Below are 24238 nucleotides of genomic sequence, written 5' to 3' on the forward strand. Positions count from 1 at the left end.
CCCTCCGCGCCATGACCGACACCCTGTGGGACGAGTTCCACCGCGTGGTCAACATGACCTCGCACGAACTGGAGGACTGGCTGCGCACCCGCTCGGCGGACGAGAACACCGAAACCCTGCCCGACCAGGCGGGCACCCCGACCGGCCAGGACGTGCTGAGGGTGCTGCGCAAGCGGCGCACCGACCTGACCACCGAAGACGTGCGCGTGATGCGCAAGGTCGTGGAACGCGTCCACGAGCAGCGCCGCGAGGACCTGGAGCCGACCGCCGGCGAGGCCCACTGGCGGCACCGCCTGATGTCCATCGGCCACGACCCGCTCAAGCCCGCCTGACGGACGCCGACCGGTCCTGCCCGGGTCGACTCCGGGCAGGGCACCTCACCCGTACCAGCGGGTCGGCCGGTAGGGGTTCGGCTCCCGCGGCACCCGCGATCCCGCGCGCTTCTCGGCACGCCGCCGCTCCGCGTACTCCGCGACCGCCGCCTGCCAAGCCGCGCGGCTCTGTTCAAGCACCTCCAACGCCGCGAGCAGGGCGTTTTCGTCGCGCTCGAAGCGGCCGGCCGTGGTCCGCAAGAACTCCAGGGTCTCCTGGAAGCCGAGCGGGTGGTACAGCTGCACGCAGGACTTCAGCGCGGAGACGCGGTGTGCGTGCGGCAAGGTCGGGTCGCGCACCTTCCCGGCGTGGCTGGTGAAGCTCATGCGATCCCCCCGGCGGCCTCCGGCCCCCGGTTCCATGATCGCACGCGGCACCGACAGGTTCCCGCGTCGGCCGGTGGGAGCGTTTCGAGTCGAGACCCCTCAGCGCACGGCTGGGCCGGCGTCCACGCGGTCGGCGTCGGCCAGGCGGACGCCCGAGGCCGGGACCAGGCCGAACTGCACCACCTGGCGGCGGGTCAGGAGTTCGGTCAGCCAGTCCGCCGCCACGCGCACGCGGTTGCCCGGCATCGCCAGCAGGTGGTAGCCGCGGGCCACGAGCTTCGCGGGCCAGCCGGTCAGCGGGACGTGCAGCGGGTTGGCCACCGCCTGGCCGCCGGACAGGTCCACCACGAAACCCAGGTCGCGGTGCCGGTACACACCCGGAGAGCCGTGGCCCAGGGACGCCGCCACGTTGCGGCCGGCGAGTTTGCCCTGGCGTTGGGCGTGTTGGGCGGTCATGGGAGTGGGCTTGCCGCCGTTGTGCACGTCCGGCACCGCGGCCACGTCGCCGGCGGCGAAGACGTGCGGGTGGCCGGGCACGGTCAGGTCCTCGCCCACGACCAAGCGGCCCTTCTCCGTCGGGAGGGACACCGACTCCACCAGCGGGTCCGGGCGGACGCCCACGCACCACACCACGGTCTTCGACGGGATCTCGCTGCCGTCGGTCAGCTTGGCGCACGACGGCGTCACCTCGGCCACGCTGGTCCCCAACCGCACGTCCACCCCGCGCGACCGCAGCACCTCCAAAGCCGGACCGGACAACCGCTCGTCCAGGCCCGGCAGCACGCGCGGAGCCATGTCGACCAGGATCCACTTCACCGGCGGCGCGCCCGGCCGGCCCCGCAGCGCCGCGTTGGTCAGCTGCTGCCCCTGCGCCACCAGCTCGGTCCCGGTGTACCCGGCGCCGACCACGACGATCGTGGCGCGGGCGGCGCGTTCGGCCGGGTCGGTGGCCTGTTCGGCCAGTTCGACCTGGCGCAGCACGTGGTCGCGCAGGAACACCGCCTCGGCCACCGACTTGAACCCGTAGGCGTGCTCGGCGACGCCCGGGATGGACAGCAGCCGGGTCACGCTGCCCGAGGTCAGCACGATCCGGTCCCACTCCAGGACCTGCTCGCGCCCCTCGACGTCCACCGCCCGGCACGTCCGCTCCGCCAGGTCCACGCTGGTCGCGTGCGCCTGCACCAGCCGGGTGCGCGGCAGCTTGGGCCGCAGCGGCACGGCCACCCGGCGCGGGTCCAGCGACCCGCCCGCCACCTCCGGCAGCAGCGGGACGTAGAGCATGTAGTCGGTGGGGTTGACCGCCACCAGCTCGGCGGCGTCCGGCGGCAGCGACCGCTCCAACGCGCGCAGGCAGTGGTAGCCCGCGAACCCCGTCCCGACGACCAGCACCCGTGGCTTGGCCATGATCCGACCACCTCCCGAAGTCACCGGGTACCCCGCGCCGGGAAGGGGTAGACACGTGGTCATGAGCATCGGGCTGCCCGACGGGATCACCGCCTGCCTCTTCGACCTGGACGGCGTGCTGACCAGCACCGCCGTGCTGCACCGCCGCGCGTGGCGGCGCACCTTCGACGACTTCCTGCGCCCGCGCGGCGAACCGCCGTTCGCCGAATCGGACTACATCAAGTACGTGGACGGCCGTCCCCGCTACGACGGGGTGCGCACGTTCCTGGCCTCCCGCGGCATCACGTTGCCCGAGGGGTCGCCGGACGACCCGCCGGACCGCGACACCGTCCACGGCGTGGGCAACCGCAAGAACGAGCTGATCGACGCGATCATCCGGCAGGAGGGCGTGACCCCCTACCCGGGCACGGTCCGCTACCTCGACGCCGTCGCCGGCCACCAGAAGATCGGGGTCGTCACCTCCTCCGCCAACGCCTCCCGCGTGCTGGACGCCGCCGATCTGACCAAGTACGTCGAGGCGCTGGTGGACGGCGTGGTGATCAGCCGCGACGGGCTGCGCGGCAAGCCCGCGCCGGACTCGTTCCTGGCCGGCGCGCGGATGCTGGGAGTGGAGCCCGCGCACGCCGCCGTCTTCGAGGACGCGCTGGCCGGGGTCGCGGCGGGGCGTGCGGGCGGGTTCGGGTACGTGGTCGGGGTGGACCGGGCGGGGCAGCGCGCGGCGCTGCTGGAGAACGGGGCGGACGTGGTGGTCGAGGACTTGGCGGAGCTGCTGTGACCGGTTACGAGATCCAGCCCTGGGCACTGCGCTGGCACGGCCTGTCCGTGCCCGACCTGCGGCGGACCGAGTCCACGTTCGCCCTGTCCAACGGGCACATCGGCATGCGCGGCACCCTGGACGAGGGCGAGCCGCGCGGCCTGCCCGGCACGTACCTGAACGGCTTCTACGAGGAGCACGCCCTGCCCTACGGCGAGGGCGGGTACGGCTACCCCGAGGCCGGCCAGACGGTCGTGAACGTCACCGACGGCAAGGTGATCCGGCTGCTGGTCGAGGACGAGCCGCTGGACATGCGCTACGGGCGGGCGCTGGACCACGAGCGGGTCCTGGACTTCCGCACCGGCACGCTGCGGCGGCGCACGGAGTGGGAGTCCCCGACCGGCCGCCGGATCACCGTGCGCAGCGAGCGGCTGGTGTCGTTCACCCAGCGCGCGGTCGCGGCGATCCACTACGTCGTCGAACCGCACGACGACCTGCAACTCGTCGTGCAGTCCGACCTGCTGGCCAACGAGCCCATCGAGCACGCGGGCGGCGACCCGCGCGTGGCCGCCGCGCTGGACGCGCCGCTGGTGTCGGACTTCGCGTGGGCCGAGGGGACGCGGGCGGTGCTGGCGCACCACACCCGGCGCTCGAACCTGCGCATGGCCGCGGGCATGGACCACGAGCTGGAGGTCAGCGACGGCGTCCGCACCGACATCCACGCCGAGCCGGACCTGGCCCGCTTCACCGCCGCCGTGGACGTCCCGGCGGGCGGTGCCCTCACGCTGACCAAGTACCTGGGTTACGGGTGGTCGGCGCAGCGGTCCATCCCCGCATTGCGGGCGCAGGTGGACGCGGCGCTCGCGGGTGCCCGCCAAACCGGTTGGGAGGGGTTGCTGCGTGAGCAGCGGGCGTTCCTGGACGACTTCTGGGAGGTCGCCGACATCGAGGTCGACGGCGACGACGAGATCCAGCAGGCGCTGCGGTTCGGGTTGTTCCACATCCTCCAGGCCGGGGCGCGCGGTGAGACCCGGGCCATCGCGGGCAAGGGCCTGACCGGTCCCGGGTACGACGGGCACGCGTTCTGGGACACCGAGATGTTCGTGCTGCCGGTGCTGACCTACACCGTGCCCGACGCGGCCCGGGACGCGTTGCGCTGGCGGCACTCCACCCTGGGCAAGGCGCGGGAGCGGGCCGTGGTGCTGGGCCAGCACGGGGCGGCGTTCCCGTGGCGGTCCATCAACGGCGCGGAGTGCTCGGCGTACTGGCCCGCGGGCACCGCCGCCTTCCACGTCTCCGGCGACGTGGCGCACGCGGTCGCCCAGTACACCGCGGCCACCGGCGACGCCGACTTCGACCGCGAATGCGGCACGGAACTGCTAGTGGAGACCGCCCGGCTGTGGATGTCACTGGGCCACCACGACCAGCACGACGGGTTCCGCATCGACGGCGTGACCGGCCCGGACGAGTACTCGGCCATCGTGGACAACAACATCTACACCAACCTCATCGCGCAGAAGAACCTGCGGGAGGCGGCGGACGCGGCCGAGCGCAACCCGGAGCAGGCGGCCGACCTGGGCGTGAAGCCGGAGGAGGTGCGGGCGTGGCGGTTGGCGGCGGACAAGATGCTGGTGCCGTTCGACGAGCTGCTGGGCGTGCACGAACAGGGGCAGGGCTTCACGGCCCACGCCGAGTGGGACTTCGAGCACACGGAGGAGGACGAGTACCCGCTGCTGCTGACCAAGCCGTACTTCGACCTGTACCGCAAGCAGGTGGTGAAGCAGGCGGACTTGGTGCTGGCCATGCACGTGCGCGGTGACGTGTTCACCCCGGAGCAGAAGGCGGCGAACTTCGCGTACTACGAGGCCCGGACCGTGCGCGACTCGTCGTTGTCGGCGGGGACGCAGTCGGTGCTGGCCGCGGAGGTCGGGGCGCTGGAGCTGGCGTGGGACTACCTGGCGGAGGCGGCGTTCACCGACCTGCACGACCTGCACCACAACGTCCACAACGGACTGCACATGGCGTCGTTGGCGGGCGCCTGGATCGCCGTGGTGGCCGGGTTCGGCGGGATGCGCGACCACTCCGGGCTGACCTTCGCGCCACGGCTGCCACCCAGCTTGGCGCGGATGGCGTTCCGGATGTCCTACCGGGGCACGAGGTTGTGCGTGACGGTGACGCGGGACGAGGCCACGTACCGGATCGTCTCGGGTGGTGCACTGCGGACCGCCCACCACGGCAAGCCGATCGTGGTCGAACCCGGCGCGTCGCTGACCCTGCCGATCCCGGAGGCCCCCGTGCCGCCGGAGGTGCGGCAGCCGTACGGGCGGGAACCGGTGCGGCGGACGCCGAAGCCCTAGTCGTCGTCCTGGTGCCGGCGCAGCGCCGAGGGCTTGTGGACCGCGTCCCGGCCGCTCTTGGCGCTGCGCACCCGGTACTGCGGGTCGTCCTTGGACGCCTTCACCTTGCGGCCGGCGGCCTCGGTGTCGGAGGTGATCTTCTCCTCCACCTTGCCGTGCGTGGTGCTGCCGTGGGAGGACCACTCGACTTCGTCACCCTTGCGGAACGTTTCACCCATGACTTCTCCTCCACCGAATCTTCTTGTCCCGCACGGGTACCCACTCCGGCACGGCGACCAACGGAGGCGGGCATGGAGGATCGGGAGCAGGTGCGGCGGGAGTTCCGGGACGCGGTGAACCTCACGCCCAAGGAGTTGGAGGACTGGCTGGACACCGACGAGTCCCGGGCGGTCGGCCAGAAGGACGGCGGCGAGTCGGTCGGCCACGCCTCCGGGCGGCGCATCGTGGAGTTGCTGCGCACCAAGAAGGACGACCTGACCGACGACGACTACGCCCACATGCGCAAAGTCGTCGGGTACGTGCACCGGCACCTGGCGCAACGGCCCGGCGGGGACGTCGAGGACACGCCGTGGCGGTACTCGCTGATGAACTGGGGCCACGACCCGTTGAAGCGGTGAGGGGCGCCCGGCCAGGGCTCCTCGGGGGGAGGGGAGCCCTGGCCGGGACTTGCAGGCGGCCTTGGGGGGCTGCGGCCGCCTACGCCATCATCGTGGGCGCGGGCACCCCCGTTACGCGGTGATCAGCCACCCACGTGGATACCGGGGCGGCGATCGGGGTCGTCCTCGCTCTTGCGCAGGATCTCCCGCACCACTGGCGCGGTGTCACCCTGCCCGAGGATGAGGTAGCGGAACAGGTGTGCCAGCGGATTTCCTTCCGACCATTCGAAATAGCAATGGGGACGCACGTTCGTCGTATCGCGCAGCGCCAGCAGGACGGCCGCGATCGCGTTGGGCACCGCCGGGCTCTCCACCCGCAGCACGCGGTGACCGTCCACTTCGACCCCGCGCACGTGGAGCACGTCGCTGAACTCCGACGGGTCGACCACGTCGACCTCCAGGAACAGCACGTCCGCCGGGCCGGGCACGGGGTTCATGCCGCGCTGGGCGGTCTCCTTCGCCGCGTACTCCGCGCGGTCGCCCGCCTGGCGCTTGTTGGCGATGATGTTGAGCGCGCTGTCGTGGGCCAGGGAGTCGGTGACGAACCGGCGGGCGTCGTCGTCGAACTCGATGCGGTCGGCGCGCAGCTCGGTGGTCCGGGACACCCGGGACACCAGGGAGATCACGACGATGCCGAGGATGAACGCGGCGGAGATCGCGATGCCGTCGGGCTTCTCCAGGACGTTCTCCACCAACGCGTACAGCAGGACCAGGGTGAGCACGGAGAACCCGACACCGGCCCCGCGCTGCCGCCGCCGCCACGCCGAGATGGTCACGGCGACCGAACCGGACACCATCATGGCCAGGATGCCGGTCGCGTAGGCACCGGCCTGCGCGTTGACGTCGGCCCTGAACGCGAGGGTGATGCCGATGCTGATGACCGTGTAGACGAGCACCACCGGCCGCACCGCCCGGCCCCACTCCGGCGCCATGCCGTAGGCGGGGAGGTAGCGCGGGACGATGTTGATCAGGCCGGCCATCGCCGACGCGCCGGCGAACCACAGGATGAGCACGCTGCTGATGTCGTAGACCGTGCCGAAGACCTCGCCGAGGTGCTCGTGCGCGAGGTAGGCCAGGGCGCGGCCGTTGGCGGGGCCGCCGGGTTGGAACGCCTCGGCGGGGATCAGGACCGTGGTGATGAAGCTGGTCGCGATGAGGTAGACGGACATGATGAGCGCGGCGGTGGTGAGCAGCTTGCGCGTGTTGCGGATGCGCGATTCGAGCCGCTCCTCGGGCGTCTTCCCGTCCGCCGCCACCAGCGGCATCATGCTCACGCCGGTCTCGAAGCCGGACAGGCCGAGCACGAGCAGCGGGAACGCCAGGATCGCGGGTCCGACGACGTCGCCGAAGCCGCCGCCGGCGGTCAGGGCGTCCACCCAGCGGTCGAGGGCGACCGGTTCGGAGACGAGCCGGACCACGCCCGCGGCGACGATGGCGGCGTTGAGCGCCAGGAAGACCCCGACCAGCGGGATGGCCACGCCGACCGCCTCGCTGAACCCGAGCAGGAACACCCCACCCAGCACCAGCAGCAGGAACACCGTCACCAGGACTTCGTGGCCGTGCAGGAAGCCGGGCGCGTGCGGGTTCTCCAGCAGGTGCACGGAGGCGTCGGCCGCGGACAGCGTGATGGTGATGATCCACGACGTGGCCACGAACCCGAGCAGCACCAGCACGAAGATCTTGCCGCGCCAGAACGGCAGCAGGTCTTCCAGCATCGCCACCGAGCCCTGCCCGTGCGGGCTCTCGCGGGCCACCCGCCGGTACATGGGCAGCATCCCGAGCAGGGTCAGCGCCACGATCAGCAGGGTGGCCAGCGGGGACAGCGCGCCGGCGGCCAGGGCGGCGATGGCGGGCAGGTAGGACAGGGTGGAGAAGTAGTCCACGCCGGTCAGGCACATGACCTTCCACCAGGCCTGCGGCTCGGCGTGCGCCTCGTCGCTCTCCGGGCCGACCGGCGCCACGCGGTGGCGCAGCAGCCACCGGCCCAGGGCCGAGCGGGGTGCTACCGGACGAACCGGACTATCCACACCGGCCGGGACCGCGTAGTCGTGTTCAGTGCTCAAGAGCCGCCTCCCCGATGTCAGCGGCGCCAGGATGCACGATCGGATCACCCTCCCGCACAGCGGGGAGTGTTACCGCAGTTCTGCGGATTTCACCTGAAGATGGGTAACCCACACAGGTGAGAAGAGCGGCGTGGAAGCGGTACGCCGGACAGTATCCCCGGTTGTGAGCTCAACACCCATCTACGACGAGCTGGCGGCGACCTACCTCGCCGACCTCGACCTCAGCGCCCTGGACCGGCCCGGGCCCGAGCCCGTCGTCGCGCCCGAGCCCGCACCGCCGACCGAGCCGCCGACCCGGGGACGCGCCAAGGCGTGATCTTGACACCCCGCCGCCCCCGGGGGTAGTACGACTGGTGACGTGACCAGGCCGCCGCCGGTCGTAGGGAGCGGCATGCGCGCGGTGCTCACGGCGGTCCTGCTGGTGGCGGCGTGCGCGACCGCGCCCCCGGAGCACGTGACCCTGACCTGGTGGGACCACCTGGACCACTCCCCCGTCGCCAACCAGGCCGTCGGGTCCCTGATCGCCCGCTACCACGCGGCCCACCCGAACGTCGAGATCAAGCGCACGACCGTGCCGCAGCTGGAGCAGGAGCTGGAGCGCGGCCCGCGGCCCGACATCGCGGTCGTGGACGTCGCCGCGCTCCCCCGCCTGGCCGCCGCCTCCGCCCTGACCGACCTGAGCGGCCGGTTCGCCGGCTGGGACCCCGGGTTCGTCGGCCCGGCGCGGGACAGCGTCCGGCACGACGGCCGCTACTACGGCGTGCCGCTGCGCACCGAGACCACCGCCCTGCTGGTCAACCGCGACCTGTTCGCCGCGGGCGGGGTCGCCGGACCGCCCACGACGTGGCAGGACCTGCGGGTCAAGGCCCAGTCGCTGACCGGGGCGGGGCGGTGGGGCCTGTGCCTGGCCGCCGCGCCGGGCGACGACCTGACCGGCACGTTCCTGCCGTTGCTGTGGCAGTCCGGCGGGGACCTGCGGGACATCACGGCTTCTTCGGTGTCCTTTATGGACTCGCTGGTGGCTTATGCGCACCCGGACTCCCTGCGGTGGAACAACTCCGACGTCACCACCGCGTTCACAGAAGGCCGGTGCGCGATGATGGTGAACGGCCCGCGCGCCGTCCCCGCGCTCAACCAGGCCGGTCTCGACTGGGCCGCCGCACCCCTGCCCGCCGGACCCGCCGGCACCGCGTCCCTCGTCGGCGGCGAGGCGTGGGTGGTGGGCGCCGGCAGCCCGCACGCCGACCGGGCGTGGGACGTGCTGCGGTGGCTCGCGGAGGAGCGCGACAACGCCACCGAGTTCGGCGCGGCGCTCCAGGCGGTGCCCAACCGGCCGGACACCGCGCGCGACCCCGGCTGGCAGTGGGACCCCAACCTGCCCGCGTTCACCACCCAGCTCACCTCCGCCCGCTCCCCCTACACCCCGCGCCACCCGGAGGTCTCCGCCGAGCTGTCGACCATGCTGCGCGCAGTGCTGCACGAGGACCGCCCGCCCGCCGACGCCGTGACCGACACGCAGCCCCGCCTCGCCGCCCTGCTGCGCTGAGTTCCTTTTGTAGCTTGCAAGTTGCAGATCGTTGGCAGCGAACCGTTCACACCAGCGCCCATGCCGTTCACCGACGACACCCCCGAAAGTGGGGACATCCGTGCGTGGAGCAGGGCAAGGTGACCGGACCCGGGCGTCGTGCCGCGGCGACCGGGGTACCCGGCGGACATGCGGAAAGAGGCACCCGTGAAGGACAAGGTCGAGAAGGGCGACACCGAGACGCGCCCCTGGCTGACCCGCGCCCAGCTGCTCGCACTCGTCGTCGGCTCGCTCCAGATCGTGTTCGCGCTGGTGCCGGTCCTGCCGATGAGCACGGGGAACCAGGCCCTGCACGTGTGCACCGGGCTGGTCGGGCTGGCGCTGGCGTGGAAGCACCAGTACGCCCGCCTGTACGGCATCGCGCTGCTCCTGGTGTACGGCAAGCTCTACCTCGACGGCGTCGACGCGTCCACCTCCTGGCTTCAGCTGCCGACACTGGAAACGGTCGCCAACGGGCGTTCGGCGGTAGCCGGCCTGGTCATCGCGCTGGTGCCCGCGGTCACCCGCCGGTAATCCCCCACGGCCACCGCGCCCTCCAACCGCCGCTGCTCACCCACGGCCACCGCGCCGTCAAGGCGCCGCTGCTCACCCACCGCCACCGCGCCGTCCAACCGCCGGTAGTCGCCCGCGGTCATCGTGCCGTCGGGGTGGAAGCGCAGCTTCGGGCTGCTGCTGCGGGCGATCGACTCGAACATCGACCGGTCGGCGGCGGTGGTCGGCCGCCAGTACATGTGGGCGCCGTGGGTGACACCCATGTCCAGGTCGATCATCGTGGCGACGGCCCGGTCGTAGCGCTTTCCGGTCAGCGGCAGGCCGCCGGAGGCGTGGATGTCGAACACGTCGTGGTCGCCGGTCAGCGGGCGCAGCACCCCGCGCCGGTCGTAGCCGTGCACGACGCCGTCGCGCACGAGGTATTCACCGAGCCGTTCCAGCAGCGCCATCTTCGATCGCAGGAGGTCGAACTCCTCGCAGCGCTGGGTGAAGCGCTTCAGCAACCGGTCCGTGACGCCGTAGCGGGGTAACCGCGGCCGGAAGAACCCGACCAGGCCGCGGTAGCGGTGGCGGGCGCCGAGGCGGACGTCCAGGTCGTCGATGGTCTTCGCCTTCACGGCCTCGGGCTTGGGCAACGCGCCGTCGCGCAGCCAGGCCACCGAGTGCGGGTTGGTCGCCCGCACGTCGATGACGAGGTCCTGCTCAGCGGCCACCTGCTGGAACTTGCGGGCGTTCTCGGTGGGCATGCCGAAAACCGGCTCCACCGACGCCATGGGGAAGAGGTGATCAGTGCGCACGGGTATTAAGGTCCGCCCGAAATGCGCGTGCACCAGAGCGCCGGCTTCGGTTAGCTCTAAGCGTGACCCCTGATGCGCTGATCGGACTCCTCGCCGGTCCAGACCGGTTGCGCGTGGTGGCCGCGCTGGTCCTGGGTGCCCGCAACGTTACGGAGATCACGGAAGCGACCCGTTTGGACAACCGCGTCGTGGACCGGGCGCTGCGCAGGCTCCGCACCGCGGGATTGGTGGAAGCCTACGGCGAGGTGCTGGTCCTGCGGGAGGAGGTCTTCACACACCTGGCCCGCGTGGAGCGGCCGAAGGAGGATCCGTTCCTGCGGGACGGACGCCTGCTCAAGCTGCCGGCACAGCGCGGACGTCGGCGCGAGGTGCTGGAACGGGTGTGCGTGGTGTTCGAGCCGGGTCGTCGGTACAGCGAACGCGAGGTGACCGACGAGTTGCGCCGGTGTTGCGAGGGCGGCGAGGTCGACCACGTGACCGTGCGCCGGTACCTGGTGGACGAGGGGTTGCTGGACCGGGCCGACGGTCACTACTGGCGCTCCGGCGGCCCGGTCGAGGTCGACTGACGCTCCACCCCCGCTGTCACCTGCATCACAGCCTGCACGTGCAGACTGCACGTGCCGCCTTCACCTGCAGTGATCACATGCAGTGATCACGCGCGGTCGTCACGCGCCGCCGTCACGTGCGGTCGTCAGCGTTCGTGCACAGGTGGCAGTGTCGGTGTCGTCAGCTGAAGTGGTCCGGGTGGGGTCCGATGCGGTCGCCGGTGTCCAGGGTCGCGATCCGGTCCAGGTCGGACTGGTCGAGCTCGAAGTCGAACACGTCGAAGTTCTCCGCGATGCGGCTGGGCGTCACCGACTTGGGGATGACGACGTTCCCGAGCTGGAGGTGCCAGCGCAGCACGACCTGAGCCGGGGTGCGGCCGTGCTTGTCTGCGATGCTCGTGATCACGTCGTCGCGCAGCAGGTCACCGCCCTGGGCCAACGGGCTCCACGCCTCGGTGACGATGCCGTGCTCGGTGTGGAAGCGGCGCAGGTCGGCCTGCTGGAGGCGCGGGTGCAGCTCGACCTGGTTGAGCACGGGCACGGTGCCGGTCGCGTCGATCACGCGTTCGAGGTGGCTGGGCTGGAAGTTGGACACGCCGATCGCGCGGACGCGGCCGTCGGCGAGCAGCTTGCCCAGGGCGCGCCAGCTGTCGACGTAGCGGTCGCGCTTCGGGGCGGGCCAGTGGATCAGGTAGAGGTCGAGCTGGTCGAGGCCGAGCTTGGCGACGCTGGTGTCGAACGCGCGCAGGGCCTCGTCGTAGCCCTGGTCGGAGTTCCACAGCTTGGTGGTGATGAACAGGTCGTCGCGGGGCTGGTCGGCGATGGCGCGGCCGACGGCCTCCTCGTTGCCGTAGATGGCCGCGGTGTCGATGCTGCGGTAACCGACGCGGAGCGCTTCGCGGACCGCCGCCTCGGTGTCCTGATTGGACACCTGGAACACGCCGAACCCGAGCTGCGGCATGGTGACGCCGTTGTTGAGGGTGATGGTCGTCATGGGGTAATCATGCGCCCTGTCAACGACTCCCACGTCCTGGACGGCGTTGACCGGGTTGTGGATCGTCTGGTCCGATCAGTCCCGTGACCGAGGTGACGACCGTGGAGGTGACCGTCTCCATCCGCCTGAGCGCACCGTCCGGGCAGGTGGTGGACACCGCCGCGCACCTGGCGGAGACGCTGCGCGAGGCCCTGGACGTGCCCGCCGCGGAGGTGGTGGTGGACCTGCCCCTGCCCCGAGCGGAACTGCGCATCCTGGCCGACTCGCGCCGCGTGCTGCACCGGGGCCGGGACGTGGAGCTGACGAGGCTGGAGTTCGACCTGCTGCACCACCTGTGCACCCACCCCAGGCAGGTCCACCGACGAACGGCGCTGATGAACAGCGTCTGGGGCGCGACCTCGTTCGTGGACACCCGAACGGTCGACGTGCACGTACGCCGAATCCGCCGCAAACTCGGCGAGGCCGCCTCCCTGATCACCACGGTCCGCGGCGTCGGCTACCGCGTGGACAACCCGTTCGCGGTCTCGGTCGAACACGACGCCCTAGCCGGCTGACCCCTCCGCCGCGTACCCCCTCTGCCAGCGGCCCCTCCGCCGGCGGCCCCCACCGACCTGCGCTTCGCCCGCGCCCCCTCACGACCCGCCCTCGCCCACGGCCCACCCTCGCCCACGGCCCTCGCAAACGTCCCGCCACGGCCGCCACCGCCGGCCGGCCAGCCCGCCCCGCCACCGCCAATAAGCCGAGCCACCGCCGGCCAGCCAGCCAGCCGCACCACCGCCGGCCAGCCCGCCGCGCCACCGCCGGTCGGCCGCCTGGACGTGCGCGCCGGCCCGGTCCTCGCCTGGCCTCGCGCGCTGCCTTCCGGCCCGGCCATGCCCGGCCATGCCCCGCCAAGCCAGGCCAGGCCAGGCCAAGCCGACGCTTCCTGACCTGCGCCTCGGGAGCCGCGACCACGCCCCCGTCCCGCCTCCCGCGTTCCTTCCTCTCTACGGGACGCGCGAGTCGGCGTTTGGTCGCAGATCCTGTATGTCACTCGATGGGGTGGAACCCAACCGGACCCGAGACACGGACCCGAGACACCGGACCCGAGGCCGCTGATCACCCTACCGCCGGATCAGGCCATTCGGCCTATCTGCTGCTCGACATGTGGAGGAAGCCGGTGGCGCGATCTGAGTACCGGCCGCAGCCGGAGAAGTGCCTCAGCCAACGCGCCGCGGGCGGCGGGGTCGTGCGCTGCCTGGCGGGCCAGGTGTAGGGCTGCGCGGATCGCTACCGCGGGTGGGCGGCGGAGCCAGGTGGTGAGCAGGTCGTTGCGGAGTTCTCGGCGGCGGCCGGCTGAGGGGGAGGCTCGGGTTGGGGAAGGGTGGTGGTGGGCTGTTACCGAGTCCACGTACGCGCACGCCCAGCCTCTCGCCGCCAGGTCCCAGGCGAACAAGCGCTCCTCACCCCTGAAGAACAGCAACGGGTGGAAGCCGCCCACCTCCAGGAACGCGCTTCGCCGCACGATCGACGCGCAGCACAAGAAGCCGAAGACCGACGGGCCCGGCAGGTCCGCCGACTGACCCAGCGGGGACGAAGCCATGTCCTCGCAGATCGGGTCTACCCGGCCGGAGGGCTCTACCAGGGTCTTGGCGGCGATCAGGCCCAAGCGCGGGTGCCGCGAGAACAAGTCCTCCGCACGGGGCAGAGCGTCAGGAGACCACCACGAGTCGTCGTCGGAGAAAGCCACGTACGGGGTGCTTGCGTGTCGGACGCCGTGGTTGCGGGCGATGGCTCCGAGGTTGCGGCCCATCGGGAGGACTTCGACACGCGGGAATCGGCGGGAAACACGCACGGTGTCGTCGGATGATCCGTTGTCCACCACGACGACCGGCACGTCCAGCTCCGCCAACCGGGTGAGGGTGCGCGTCAGGTCGGCCACGCGGTCGCGCGTGGCGATCACCACCGTCGTCCCCTCCACCGCCGGGTACTACCCGCACAACAAGTGGTTACACCCCGATTCCACGGGTAGCTCCTCGACATGGGCTTCGAAAGGGCTGTGGTGACCGGCGGCGCCGGCTTCCTGGGGTCGCACGTGTGCGAGGCGCTGCTCAAGCGGGGCACGGCGGTCACCTGCGTGGACGACTTCCGGACCGGGTCTCGGGACAACGTCCCGGCCGGGGTCGGCGTGGTGGTCGCCGACGTCGGCAAGCCGTTGGACCTGCTCGGGCCGGTCGACCTGGTGATGCACCTGGCCTGCCCCGCCTCCCCCGTGGACTACCTGCGCGACCCGGTCGGCACGATGAAGTCCGGCGGTCTGGGCACGCTGCACGCGCTGGAGCTCGCGAAGACCAAGGGCGCCCGGATCGTGGTCGCCTCCACCAGCGAGGTGTACGGCGATCCGCTGGAACACCCGCAGAAGGAAAGCTACTGGGGGAACGTCAACCCGATCGGGCCGCGCAGTGTCTACGACGAAGCGAAGCGGTTTGGTGAAGCGCTGACCTGCGCGTTTCGGCGGGAGTACGGCACGAACACCGGCATTGTGCGGATCTTCAACACCTACGGCCCGCGCATGCGCACCGACGACGGCCGCATGATCCCCACGTTCTTCGACCAGGCCCTGAGCGGCGAGCCGCTGACCGTCCACGGCGACGGCAGCCAGACGCGGTCGTTGTGCCACGTGGACGACCTGGTCCGCGGCCTGATCGCGATGGCGCACAGCGACCACCCCGGGCCGATCAACCTCGGCAACCCCGAGGAGGTCACCGTCCTCGAAGTGGCCCGCCGGGTGGTCGAAGCGACCGGCAGCTCGTCGGAGATCCGGCACGTCGAGCCCATGGAGGACGACCCGCGCCGCCGCCGGCCGGACATCTCCCTGGCCCGCGAGGTCCTGGGGTGGGAGCCGCGGATCGACCTCGCCGAGGGTCTGCGCCGCTCGTTTGACCGACTTCTCGTCGGGTAGTCGCCAGCCAACGGAGAAAGGGGACGACCGTGCGCGTGCTCGGGATCAACGCGATCTTCCACGACCCCGCCGCAGCGCTCGTCGTGGACGGACGCATCGTGGCCGCCGCCGAGGAGGAACGGTTCTCCCGGCGCAAACACGGCAAGCGGCCGGTGCCGTTCTCGGCGTGGGAACTGCCGGAGCAGGCCGCCCGGTGGTGCCTGGCGCACGCCGGGCTGTCGCCGGGTGACCTGGACGCGGTCGCCTACTCCTACGACCCGGCGCTGGTCGAGCCGAACGACGTGCCGTGGGAGGACCTGCGCACGGAGTACGCCCGCCGCGCGCCGCAGTTCCTGGCCACGGCCCTGCCCGGCCTGGACCCGGGGATCGTGCGGTTCGTGCCGCACCACGTGGCCCACGCCGGGTCCACGGGTCTGGCGGCACCGTTCGACGGTGACTGCGCGGTGCTGGTGTCCGACGGGCGCGGTGAGTGCGGGTCGCACCTCGCGGGCAGCTACCGCGGGCACCGGCTGGAGACGCTTGCAGCTCAAAAGCTACCCCACTCCCTGGGCCTGCTGTACGAGGACCTGACCGAGCACCTGGGGTTCCTGCGGTCCAGCGACGAGTACAAGGTGATGGCACTGGCCTCCTACGCCAAGCCCGTGCACCTGGACCTCATGCGGGAGCACATCAAGGCGACCGACGACGGCGGTTTCCGCGTCACGCCGGTCGACTGGCAGACGCTGGCCAAGCGGCGCGGCGCGGACGACGAGATGACCCGTGAGCACGCCGAACTGGCCGCCAGCGTGCAGGTCCGGCTCGAAGAGGTGCTGCTGGACCTGGTGCGGTGGCTGCACGAGCGCACCGGGCAGCGGCGGCTGACGATGGCCGGCGGTGTGGCGCTGAACTGCGTGGCGAACACGCGGATCTTCGCCGAGGGGCCGTTCGACGAGGTGTGGGTGCAGCCGGCCGCCGGTGACGCCGGTACCGCGCTGGGCGCGGCGCTGCACGTGGTGGCCGAGGCCGGCGAGCCCGCCGCCGCCATGCCGGGCGCGGACCTCGGGCGCGGCTGGAGCGACGACGAGATCGAGGCGTACCTGAAGCGGGCCAAGATCTCCTACGAGGAGCCCGCGGACGTGGCCGAGGAGGTCGCGCAGGCGTTGGCGGACAACAAGGTCGTGGCGTGGTTCCAGGGTCGCAGCGAGTACGGGCCGCGCGCGTTGGGTCGCCGGTCGCTGCTGGCGAACCCGTGCTACGCCGAGAACCTGGAGCGGATGAACGACGTGAAGGGGCGCGAGCAGTTCCGGCCGATCGCGCCGATGGTGCTGGCGGACCGGGCGTCCGGGCTGTTCACGCGTGGACCGTTGCCCAGTCCTTACATGCTCTTCGTGCACGACGTCCGTCCTGAGTGGAGGGACCGCATCCCGGCAGTGGTGCACGTGGATGGCACCGCGCGTGTGCAGACCGTCGACCCGACCACAGAACCGCTGGTGGCACGGGTGCTGGAGCGGTTCGCCGAGCGCACGGGCGTGCCGGTGATCGTGAACACCAGCCTGAACACCGCCGGGCGGCCGATGGTGGACGACCCGCGGGACGCGCTGGAGTGCTTCGGCTCCTCGCCGGTGGACCTGCTGGCGATCGGGAAGTTCGTGGTGCGGCGATGAGTCCCGACTATGCCGTGGTGATCCCGACCGTGGGCCGGGAGAGCCTCAGAGTGGTGCTGGACGCGCTGGAGCACGGGTCCGGTCCGCCGCCGCGCGAGGTGATCGTGGTGGACGACCGACCCGACCCCGGTGGCCCGTTGCCGCCCACGCACGGCGCGCGCGTGCTGCACAGCGGCGGGCGGGGCCCGGCGGCGGCGCGCAACGTCGGCTGGCGGGCGGCGTGCTGCGAGTGGATCGCGTTCTTGGACGACGACGTGGTCCCGCCGCACGACTGGAAGAAGCAGCTCGCGGCCGACCTGGACGCGGCGGACCTCGACGTCGGGGCCTCGCAGGCACGCATCACCGTGCCGCTGCCCGAGGACCGGGCGCCCACGGACTGGGAGCGCGGGACGGCGGGCCTGGCGGACGCGAAGTGGATCACGGCGGACATGGCGTACCGGCGGGCGGCCCTGGTGCACGCGGGCGGGTTCGACGAGCGCTTCCCCCGGGCTTACCGGGAGGACGCGGAGTTGGCGTTGCGCGTGCAGGAGCACGGGTACCGGATCGTGCGCGGGTCGCGGCAGACGACGCACCCGGTGCGGCAGTCCGACTTCTTCGCCAGCCTCAAGCAGCAGCGCGGCAACGCCGACGACGCGTTGATGCGCCGCCTGCTGGGCACGGGTTGGCGGTCCCGGATCGGCGGGCACCCCGGCACGTTGCGCCGGCACGCGGTGACCACGGCGGCGTTCGGCTTGACCATCCTCTTCGGACTGTTGCGGTCGCGATTGGCCCTGGTCACCGGGGCGGTGTGGGCGGTCCTGACGGGGAAGTTCGCCTTGGAGCGCATCGCTCCCGGGCCTCGGACGCGTGACGAGGTCGTGCGGATGCTGGTGACGAGCGTCGCCATCCCGCCGGCCGCGTGCGTGCACCGGTTGCGCGGCGAGCTCCGGCACCGGGCGGTGCGTCCATGAGGGTGTTGGTGTTGCGTGCGTTGGGGTTGGGCGACCTGCTGACGGCCGTGCCCGCCCTGCGCGGGCTGCGGCGGGCGTTCCCGGACGCGGAGATCACCCTGGCCGCGCCCGCGTGGCTGTCCGACGCGGTGGACCGGATCGACGCGGTGGACCGGCTGCTGCCCACCGAGGGCCTGGTGCCGATCGACTTCGACCGCCCCGACCTGGCGGTGAACCTGCACGGGTCCGGGCCGCGCAGCGTGGACCTGCTGCGGGTGACCAACCCGAAACGGCTGATCACGCACGGCACGCACGTGCCGTGGCGCCACGACCAGCACGAGGTGGACCGCTGGTGCCGATTGCTGGCGCGGCACGGCATCCCGTGCGACCCGGAGAACCTGCACCTCGACCCGGCCGTCCCCACCGCGCGTCAGGGCTCGGGCGAGTTCGCCCACCGGGACGGGCCGGTGGTCGTGCACCCCGGCGCGTCGCACGGCGCGCGGCGGTGGCCGGTGGAGCGGTTCGCGGCCGTGGTGCGGGCGATCGGGTCCGACGCCGTGGTGACCGGCAGTCCCGCCGAGGCGGGGCTGGCGCGGGCCGTGGCGTCGGCGGGCGCGTCACGCGTCCAGGTGGGCAGCCTGGCGGAGTTGCTGGACCTCGTGGCGGGCGCACGGGCGGTGATCTGCGGGGACACCGGTGTCGCGCACGTCGCCACCGCTTACGGGACGCCCTCGGTCCTGCTGTTCGGGCCGGTGTCGCCGGCCCACTGGGGTCCGCGCTCGGGTCCCCACAAAGTCCTGTGGCACGGCCGGACCGGCGACACGTTCGCCGACGAGCCCGACCCCGGCCTGCTCGAGATCACCGTCGAGGAAGTGTTGACGGCGTTGGGAGGTGTGTCATGGCCCGGATCGGTGTCATCGGCGCGGGCTATGTCGGTCTGACCACCGCCGCCTGCTTCGCCCACCTCGGGCACCGCGTGGTGTGCGCGGACGTGGACGCCGGCAAGGTGGCGGCGCTGCGGCGGGCGGAGGTGACCGCGCACGAGCCGCGCCTGGCGGAGCTGGTGGCCGACGGCGTGCACGACGGCTCACTGGAGTTCGTGCTGGGCAACGGTCCCGCGCTGTCCGATGTGGACTTCGTGTTCCTGTGCGTGCCCACGCCGACCGCCGAGGACGGCGCGGCGGACCTCAGTGCGGTGGAGGCGGTGCTGGCCGAGGCCGAGCTGACCGACTGCGTGCTGGTGGTGAAGTCCACGGTGCCGCCGGGCACGTCCGACCGGATCGCCCGGTCGCAGCCGGTGCCGGTGGTGGCCAACCCGGAGTTCCTGCGCGAGGGCCACGCGGTGGACGACTTCCTGCGCCCGCAGCGGATCGTCGTGGGCGGCGAGGAGGAGCCGGCGCGGCGAGTCGTCGCCCTCTACCCGAACGCTCCGGCGCTGGTGACCGACCGGGCCAGCGCGGAGCTGGTGAAGTACGCCAGCAACTGCTTCCTGGCCATGAAGCTGTCCTACGTCAACAGCCTGGCCGAGCTGTGCGAGGAGGCGGGCGCGGACATCGAGGACGTCACCGAGGGGATGCGGCTGGACGAGCGCATCGGGTCGGCGTTCCTGCGGCCGGGTCCGGGCTGGGGCGGGTCCTGCTTCCCCAAGGACACCAAGGCACTACTGTCCACTTCGGACGAGAAGCACGTCGACTTCTCGTTGCTGCGCGCCACTATCGACACGAACGAGCGCCAGGCGCACCGGGTCGTGGACAAGGTGCGGGCGGCGGTCGGGGCGTTGCGGGGCAAGCGGATCGGGTTGCTGGGGTTGACGTTCAAGGCCGGCACCGACGACCTGCGCGACTCCCCCGCGTTGGCCGTGGCCGACCTGCTGGCGCGGGAAGGCGCGGTGCTGGCGGGTTACGACCCCTGCGTGGACCACGACGCCGGACCGGTGCGGGTCACCGATTCACCCGCCGCCGCTGCCCGTGGTGCCGCCGCCCTGGTGGTGCTGACCGAGTGGCCCGAGTTCGCCGAACTGGACTGGCCCGCGTTGGCGGCCGGGATGGCGTGCCCCGTCATCGTGGACACCCGCAACCTGCTGCCGGCGGACAAGGTCACCGAGAGCGGTTTCCAGTTGGTCGCGCTGGGCCGCTGACTTGGCCGCCGACTTGGGCCGCTGACGTCCGTCACGACCCCGAGTGGCCGGTGAGCAGCTCGGCGATGACGACCGTGCCCGGCGCGTGCCGGCCACCGGGTCCGGGCCGCACCTCGACGTCGTCCACGTGCAGCTCTCCGCCGCAGTTGTCGCAGGTCACGAGCGGTGTGGTGAGCTCGCCGCAGTCCCGGTGCACCAGCTCCATCGGTGCCCCGTCGACGGCCATGTAGCGGTCGCCCCACGCCAGCAGGCTCAGGACCACCCCGTACAGCTCCTTGCCCGGCTCGGTGAGCTCGTAGCGGTAGCGCACGGGGTTGCGCTGGTAGGGCTTGCGTTCGACCAGGCCGGCGGACATGAGCCGGTCGAGGCGGTCGGACAGGACGTTGGTCGCCACGCCCAAGTCGCGGTGCAGCTCGTCGAACCGAGTCAAGCCCAGGAACAGGTCGCGCAGGACCAGCAGGGTCCACGGGTCGCCGATCAGGCCCGACGTGCGCGCCACCGAGCACGCCATCGCGGTGAAGCGGTCTCTGTTCACGGGTGTGGAGGGTAGTGGCTTGCGATGAACAAGTCACCCAAGTAGCTTGCTGTTTGCAAGCCACTCCCGGGAGGACACATGTACCACGCGATCGTGCGCGCCAAAGTCCGGAGCCTGTGGGCGCGCATCGCCGACGGGGACTACCGCGCGGCGGTCCGGCTGGCCGACCCGGACGTGCGGTTCCGGTTCGTCGGCGACGCGCCGCCGGCCGCGTCCTTCACCGGTCGGGACGCCTTCGACCGGTGGTTCCGCGACCTGCTCGACCTGTTCCCCGGCATCCGGCTGACGCCCTACGAGGTCATCGCGCGCGGGTGGCCGTGGAACACGACCGTGGTCACCCGCTTCCACGTCGAGGCGAAGCTGGCCGACGGCACGCCCTACCGCAACGAGGGCGTGCAGTGGGTGCGGCTGCGCTGGGGGCGCATGGTCGACGACTACGTGCTGGAGGACACCGCGCGGCTGGCCGAGGCCGTGCGCCGCCAGTCCGCCTCCGCCTGACGCCGGGGCTGGGCCTGGCCGAGGTGCACGACCTTGACGGTGGTCATCTCGTCCAGCAGCTCGGGGCCGTAGCCGAAGCCGGTGCCCGACATCCGCCGGGGCTGCGCGGCCCCGCCGGGTGCGCCGCCGAACACCGCGTTGACCTTGACCGTGCCGACCGGCAACGCCCGCCACGCCTGTTGCGCGTGCGCCATCGACCCCGTCAGGACCGTCGCGGCCAGACCGTGCTCGTCCACCACCGCCTCGGCCAGGCCTTCCTCGAAGGACTCCACCACGCAGACGGGTGCGACCGGGCCGAAGGTCTCCTGGCGCATCACGCGCATGTCCGGGGTGCAGCGGGTGAGCACGGTCGCCGGGTAGAACGCGCCCGGACCGTCCGGGACCTCGCCGCCGATCAGCACCTCGGCCCCGTCCGCGACCGCCTCGGCGACGTGGGCGTGCACGAGCTTGCGGTGCTCGACGTCCACGAGCGGCTGCGCCACCCAGTTGCGCGCCTCGGCTTCCAGGGCCTGGAGGAACTCGTCGGCGACGGCCTCGTGGACGAAGATGCGCTCCACGGACGTGCACAGCTGACCCGCGTTGGTGAACGCCCCCAGCGCCGCCTGCGCCGCCGCCCACTTGGGGTCCACGTCGGCGTCGATGACGAGGGCGTCGTTGCCGCCGTTCTCCAGCAGCGCCTTGGCGCCGGTCTTGGCGGTGGCGGCGAGGATCGAGCGCCCGGTGGCCGTGCCGCCGACGTGGGCGACGACGTCCACGTGCTGGTCGGCGGCCAGGCGCGCGCCGACCTGACCGTTGCCGATCAGGGTTTGCAGGACGCCGTCCGGGAAGGACTCGGCGACGAGCTGCCCCATGAGCAGGCCGGTGTGCGGGCAGCGTTCGCTGGGCTTGTGCACGACGGCGTTGCCGGTCACCAGGGCGGCACCGATGAGCCCGCACGCGACCGCGACCGGGTCGTTCCACGGCGTCAACGCCACCACCACGCCCCGCGGCTCGGGCACCATGAAGTCGGCGGCGTCCCACGACCCCAGCAACGACCGTCCACGGTGGACCGGCCCGAGCTCGGCGTACTGCTCCAGGGTGGACACGCCGGCCAACACCCCTTCCCGCGCCGACGCCACCGGCCGCCCGGTCTCCTGCTCCAACACCGTGGCCACCTCATCGGCATGCGCCCGCAACACCCCGGCCGCCTGCCGCAGCGCCGCCCCGCGCTCGGCAGCCGGCGTCGCGGCCCACTTCGGCTGGACCTCCCGCGCGGTGAGCACGGCACCGGCGATGTCGTGCTCGGAGGCGGTGGGGAGGTGGCCGACGGGGTGGCCGTCACGGGGGCTGCGGATATCGAGGGCACGCATGTCGGTCATGGCGACCGGGTACCCGAGGCGCGACTGGCAAACACCAGGGAGGAGCAGCCATGCCTGGACGCAAGGAACTGCCCAGCACGGTCGCCCGGTCGCCGAAGAAGGCGCAGCGGACGTGGATCAAGGCACACGACTCGGCGGTGGAGACGTACGGCGAGGGCGAACGCGCCCACCGCACGGCGTTCTCGGCGTTGAAGCACTCGTTCGAGAAGGTCGGCGACCACTGGGAACCGAAGGACCACAAGGGACCTTCCGACAAGCAGGCCGCCCGCAGCACGCCGAAGCAGGGCAAGACGGCGGGTGGCGTGGACGCGAACGCGAGCAAGCAGCACCTGTACGACCTGGCCAAGCGGCTGGACGTGCCGGGGCGGTCGAGCATGACCAAGCAGGAGCTGGTGGAGGCGATCAAGAAGGCGAACAACCGGAAGACGGCGAAGGCTCGCTCTTGAGTCCTTGAGTCCTCGAGTTCTTGAGTCCTTGAGTCCTGATCAGCCGGTTTCGGAGGTGGGGCGGGGTAGGATCATGCTGGTCCGGGCCGCTTCGGGAACTTCCCACTATCGGGTGACATGTCGAATTTGGCACCGATCGGCTGCTCGCGCGTCCCGTGTATGAGGAGGAGCGCGGGAAACGGGGGGCTGTGCCGGCGCGGGACCCGGTTCGGGGTCGGGAGCCGGTAGGGCCGGAGCGGTCGGGCCGGGCGCGGTCGGGCGGGGCTGAGGCGGACCTGGGCTGAGGCGCGCTGCAGGTGGGGCGGCCCTGGCGCGCGGGCGGGATGGCGGGAGCGGTTCGGGGTCGTTGCCTGCGGACGGGGCGCGCGTGGAGTAGGGCGCGGGCGTGGCGGTGCGGGCGGCGGCGCGGGTCTGCGAGCGGCGCGGGTCTGCGGGCGTGGGGCGCGTGCGGGCGTGGAGGCGCGTGCAGGGGCCTGGGGATGCGGGCGCGTGCGTGTGGCTAGGGGCGCGAGCGTGCGTGGGGGCCGAGGGGCGCGTGTGTGCGTGGGCGCGGGCGCGTGCGTGGGTGGGGGCGCGTGAGGGTTAAGGGGTGCGCCACTTGGTGTCGGTGAGCATGCCGGAGGCCTGGGGGCCCATGAGGAGCATGCCGCCGTCCACCACGAACGATGCGCCGGTCACGTACCCTGCCGCCGGGGTCGCCAGGAACGCCACCACCGCCGCCACCTCCTTCGCGTGCCCAGGTCGGCCCAGGGGGACGCCGGGGCGGGGCTGGGTGCGGGGGTCTACGTCTTCCTGGCCGGTCATCGGGGTGGAGATTTCGCCCGGTGCGACCGAATTGACCGTTATGTCGTGTTCGGCCAGCTCCAGGGCCAGCACCTTCGTCAGCGCGCCCAAGCCTGCCTTGGCCGCGCAATAAGGCGCGGAACCGACGCGGGGTGCGTGTTCGTGCACCGACGTGATGTTGATGATCCGCCCGCCCTTGCCGGCCTCGATCATGTGCCGCGCAGCGTGTTGGGAGCACAGGAACGCCCCGTCCAGGTCCACCGACAGCACGTGCCGCCACAGGGCGAAGTCCATGTCCATCGCCTTCGTGGTCGAGCCGGTGCCCGCGTTGTTCACCAGCACGTCGACACCGCCGAGTTCCTCCGCGATCGCGTCGATCACGTACGCGGCAGCGGGCAGGTCCGACAGGTCCAAGCGGCGGACCGCAGCCCGTACGCCCAGGTCACGGACCTTCTCGGCGGTGCTGGAGGCACCCTCCTCGTCCGTGTGCCACGTGATGCCGACGTCCGCGCCGCCGCCCGCCAGGGCTACGGCGATGGCCTCCCCGATCCCCGAGTCCGAGCCGGTCACGATGGCGCGCAGCGGCGCGCCCCTGCGGTCCTGCGGGAGTGGTGTGCCCATGA

General features: G+C 72.0%; 26 protein-coding genes. 16 read left to right on the forward strand and 10 right to left on the reverse strand.

The features are described 5' to 3' along the window. The first annotated feature begins 11 nt into the window (after positions 1-11). Positions 12-332, forward strand: coding sequence for a DUF3140 domain-containing protein (locus DFJ66_RS09685; protein ID WP_121219986.1), 321 nt, complete (start codon positions 12-14; stop codon positions 330-332). A 45-nt stretch (positions 333-377) separates the two neighbouring features. On the opposite strand, the gene DFJ66_RS09690 is transcribed toward DFJ66_RS09685, so the two are convergent. Together DFJ66_RS09690 and DFJ66_RS09695 are read right to left on the reverse strand one after the other, a co-directional pair. Next, on the reverse strand, positions 378-698 hold the full coding sequence (locus DFJ66_RS09690) for a hypothetical protein (RefSeq protein WP_121219988.1): 321 nt from the start codon (positions 696-698) through the stop codon (positions 378-380). 99 nt (positions 699-797) lie between these two features. Further along, positions 798-2102, reverse strand: coding sequence for an NAD(P)/FAD-dependent oxidoreductase (locus DFJ66_RS09695; protein WP_121219990.1), 1305 nt, complete (start codon positions 2100-2102; stop codon positions 798-800). A gap of 61 nt (positions 2103-2163) precedes the next feature. Here DFJ66_RS09695 and DFJ66_RS09700 point away from each other — a divergent pair, with 61 nt between their 5' ends. Both DFJ66_RS09700 and DFJ66_RS09705 read left to right on the forward strand, forming a co-directional pair. Further along, on the forward strand, positions 2164-2877 hold the full coding sequence (locus tag DFJ66_RS09700; RefSeq protein WP_121219992.1) for a beta-phosphoglucomutase family hydrolase: 714 nt from the start codon (positions 2164-2166) through the stop codon (positions 2875-2877). Further along, the gene (locus tag DFJ66_RS09705) at positions 2874-5213 is read left to right on the forward strand and encodes a glycoside hydrolase family 65 protein (protein ID WP_121219994.1); all 2340 of its coding nucleotides are present in this window, start codon (positions 2874-2876) and stop codon (positions 5211-5213) included. The genes DFJ66_RS09700 and DFJ66_RS09705 overlap by 4 nt, the downstream gene beginning before the upstream one ends. On the opposite strand, the gene DFJ66_RS09710 is transcribed toward DFJ66_RS09705, so the two are convergent. After that, entirely contained in the window at positions 5210-5431 is a 222-nt protein-coding gene (locus DFJ66_RS09710) for a hypervirulence associated TUDOR domain-containing protein (RefSeq protein WP_121219996.1), read from the reverse strand. The genes DFJ66_RS09705 and DFJ66_RS09710 overlap by 4 nt on opposite strands. A 72-nt stretch (positions 5432-5503) precedes the next feature. On the opposite strand from DFJ66_RS09710, the gene DFJ66_RS09715 reads away from it, so the two are divergent. After that, positions 5504-5830, forward strand: a complete 327-nt coding sequence (locus tag DFJ66_RS09715; RefSeq protein WP_121219998.1) for a DUF3140 domain-containing protein — start codon at positions 5504-5506, stop codon at positions 5828-5830. Positions 5831-5952: 122 nt separating this feature from the next. On the opposite strand, the gene DFJ66_RS09720 is transcribed toward DFJ66_RS09715, so the two are convergent. Continuing rightward, complete coding sequence (locus DFJ66_RS09720) at positions 5953-7767, reverse strand: APC family permease (protein WP_397556272.1); 1815 nt, start codon at positions 7765-7767, stop codon at positions 5953-5955. 328 nt (positions 7768-8095) lie between these two features. On the opposite strand from DFJ66_RS09720, the gene DFJ66_RS42575 reads away from it, so the two are divergent. From DFJ66_RS42575 to DFJ66_RS09730, 3 genes are all read left to right on the forward strand, one after another. Continuing rightward, a complete protein-coding gene (locus DFJ66_RS42575; RefSeq protein WP_170199242.1) occupies positions 8096-8248 on the forward strand; it encodes a hypothetical protein in 153 nt (50 codons plus the stop codon). Positions 8249-8323: 75 nt separating this feature from the next. Further along, the gene (locus tag DFJ66_RS09725) at positions 8324-9478 is read left to right on the forward strand and encodes an ABC transporter substrate-binding protein (protein WP_121220003.1); all 1155 of its coding nucleotides are present in this window, start codon (positions 8324-8326) and stop codon (positions 9476-9478) included. A 186-nt stretch (positions 9479-9664) separates the two neighbouring features. Then, positions 9665-10030, forward strand: a complete 366-nt coding sequence (locus tag DFJ66_RS09730; protein ID WP_121220005.1) for a hypothetical protein — start codon at positions 9665-9667, stop codon at positions 10028-10030. Here the strand turns inward: DFJ66_RS09730 and DFJ66_RS09735 are convergent. Next, entirely contained in the window at positions 9940-10806 is an 867-nt protein-coding gene (locus DFJ66_RS09735) for a hypothetical protein (protein WP_211351053.1), read from the reverse strand. The genes DFJ66_RS09730 and DFJ66_RS09735 overlap by 91 nt on opposite strands. A gap of 62 nt (positions 10807-10868) precedes the next feature. On the opposite strand from DFJ66_RS09735, the gene DFJ66_RS09740 reads away from it, so the two are divergent. Further along, positions 10869-11372, forward strand: a complete 504-nt coding sequence (locus tag DFJ66_RS09740; protein WP_121220007.1) for a DUF2087 domain-containing protein — start codon at positions 10869-10871, stop codon at positions 11370-11372. 160 nt (positions 11373-11532) lie between these two features. Here the strand turns inward: DFJ66_RS09740 and DFJ66_RS09745 are convergent, their stop codons facing one another. Then, the gene (locus DFJ66_RS09745; protein ID WP_121220009.1) at positions 11533-12345 is read right to left on the reverse strand and encodes an aldo/keto reductase; all 813 of its coding nucleotides are present in this window, start codon (positions 12343-12345) and stop codon (positions 11533-11535) included. Between the two features lie 83 nt (positions 12346-12428). Between DFJ66_RS09745 and DFJ66_RS09750 the strand changes: the two genes are divergently transcribed. Then, entirely contained in the window at positions 12429-12899 is a 471-nt protein-coding gene (locus tag DFJ66_RS09750; protein ID WP_246029666.1) for a winged helix-turn-helix domain-containing protein, read from the forward strand. Between the two features lie 560 nt (positions 12900-13459). Here DFJ66_RS09750 and DFJ66_RS09755 read toward each other — a convergent pair. Then, positions 13460-14305: a glycosyltransferase family 2 protein gene (locus tag DFJ66_RS09755; RefSeq protein WP_121220013.1), complete on the reverse strand. Its 846-nt coding sequence runs from the start codon at positions 14303-14305 to the stop codon at positions 13460-13462. 60 nt (positions 14306-14365) lie between these two features. On the opposite strand from DFJ66_RS09755, the gene DFJ66_RS09760 reads away from it, so the two are divergent. From DFJ66_RS09760 to DFJ66_RS09780, 5 genes are read left to right on the forward strand one after another with little or no spacing between them, the layout of a single operon-like run. Next, positions 14366-15286: an NAD-dependent epimerase/dehydratase family protein gene (locus DFJ66_RS09760; RefSeq protein ID WP_121220015.1), complete on the forward strand. Its 921-nt coding sequence runs from the start codon at positions 14366-14368 to the stop codon at positions 15284-15286. Positions 15287-15315: 29 nt separating this feature from the next. Next, complete coding sequence (locus DFJ66_RS09765; RefSeq protein WP_121220017.1) at positions 15316-16929, forward strand: carbamoyltransferase family protein; 1614 nt, start codon at positions 15316-15318, stop codon at positions 16927-16929. Next, positions 16926-17879, forward strand: a complete 954-nt coding sequence (locus tag DFJ66_RS09770) for a glycosyltransferase family 2 protein (RefSeq protein ID WP_121220019.1) — start codon at positions 16926-16928, stop codon at positions 17877-17879. The genes DFJ66_RS09765 and DFJ66_RS09770 overlap by 4 nt, the downstream gene beginning before the upstream one ends. Continuing rightward, complete coding sequence (locus DFJ66_RS09775; RefSeq protein WP_121220022.1) at positions 17876-18799, forward strand: glycosyltransferase family 9 protein; 924 nt, start codon at positions 17876-17878, stop codon at positions 18797-18799. The genes DFJ66_RS09770 and DFJ66_RS09775 overlap by 4 nt, the downstream gene beginning before the upstream one ends. Next, complete coding sequence (locus tag DFJ66_RS09780) at positions 18757-19995, forward strand: UDP-glucose dehydrogenase family protein (protein WP_121220024.1); 1239 nt, start codon at positions 18757-18759, stop codon at positions 19993-19995. Before DFJ66_RS09775 ends, DFJ66_RS09780 begins: the two co-directional genes overlap by 43 nt. A 31-nt stretch (positions 19996-20026) precedes the next feature. Here DFJ66_RS09780 and DFJ66_RS09785 read toward each other — a convergent pair whose 3' ends face one another. After that, on the reverse strand, positions 20027-20530 hold the full coding sequence (locus DFJ66_RS09785; protein WP_246029667.1) for a winged helix-turn-helix transcriptional regulator: 504 nt from the start codon (positions 20528-20530) through the stop codon (positions 20027-20029). 78 nt (positions 20531-20608) lie between these two features. Here DFJ66_RS09785 and DFJ66_RS09790 point away from each other — a divergent pair, with 78 nt between their 5' ends. Then, positions 20609-21028 (forward strand): nuclear transport factor 2 family protein, encoded by a 420-nt coding sequence (locus tag DFJ66_RS09790; RefSeq protein WP_121220026.1) that lies wholly within the window; start codon positions 20609-20611, stop codon positions 21026-21028. Here DFJ66_RS09790 and DFJ66_RS09795 read toward each other — a convergent pair. After that, positions 20965-22386 carry an aldehyde dehydrogenase family protein gene (locus tag DFJ66_RS09795; protein ID WP_121220028.1) on the reverse strand — a complete coding sequence of 474 codons (1422 nt, stop codon included), beginning with the start codon at positions 22384-22386 and terminating at the stop codon, positions 20965-20967. The two genes, DFJ66_RS09790 and DFJ66_RS09795, sit on opposite strands and share 64 nt — an antisense overlap. A 50-nt stretch (positions 22387-22436) precedes the next feature. Here DFJ66_RS09795 and DFJ66_RS09800 point away from each other — a divergent pair, with 50 nt between their 5' ends. After that, a complete protein-coding gene (locus DFJ66_RS09800) occupies positions 22437-22832 on the forward strand; it encodes a ChaB family protein (RefSeq protein WP_121220030.1) in 396 nt (131 codons plus the stop codon). Positions 22833-23414: 582 nt separating this feature from the next. Here the strand turns inward: DFJ66_RS09800 and DFJ66_RS09805 are convergent. Continuing rightward, positions 23415-24236, reverse strand: a complete 822-nt coding sequence (locus tag DFJ66_RS09805) for an SDR family oxidoreductase (RefSeq protein ID WP_121220032.1) — start codon at positions 24234-24236, stop codon at positions 23415-23417. Positions 24237-24238 lie beyond the last annotated feature (2 nt).

It is taken from the genome of Saccharothrix variisporea, assembly GCF_003634995.1.
Classification (GTDB): Bacteria; Actinomycetota; Actinomycetes; order Mycobacteriales; family Pseudonocardiaceae; genus Actinosynnema; species Actinosynnema variisporeum.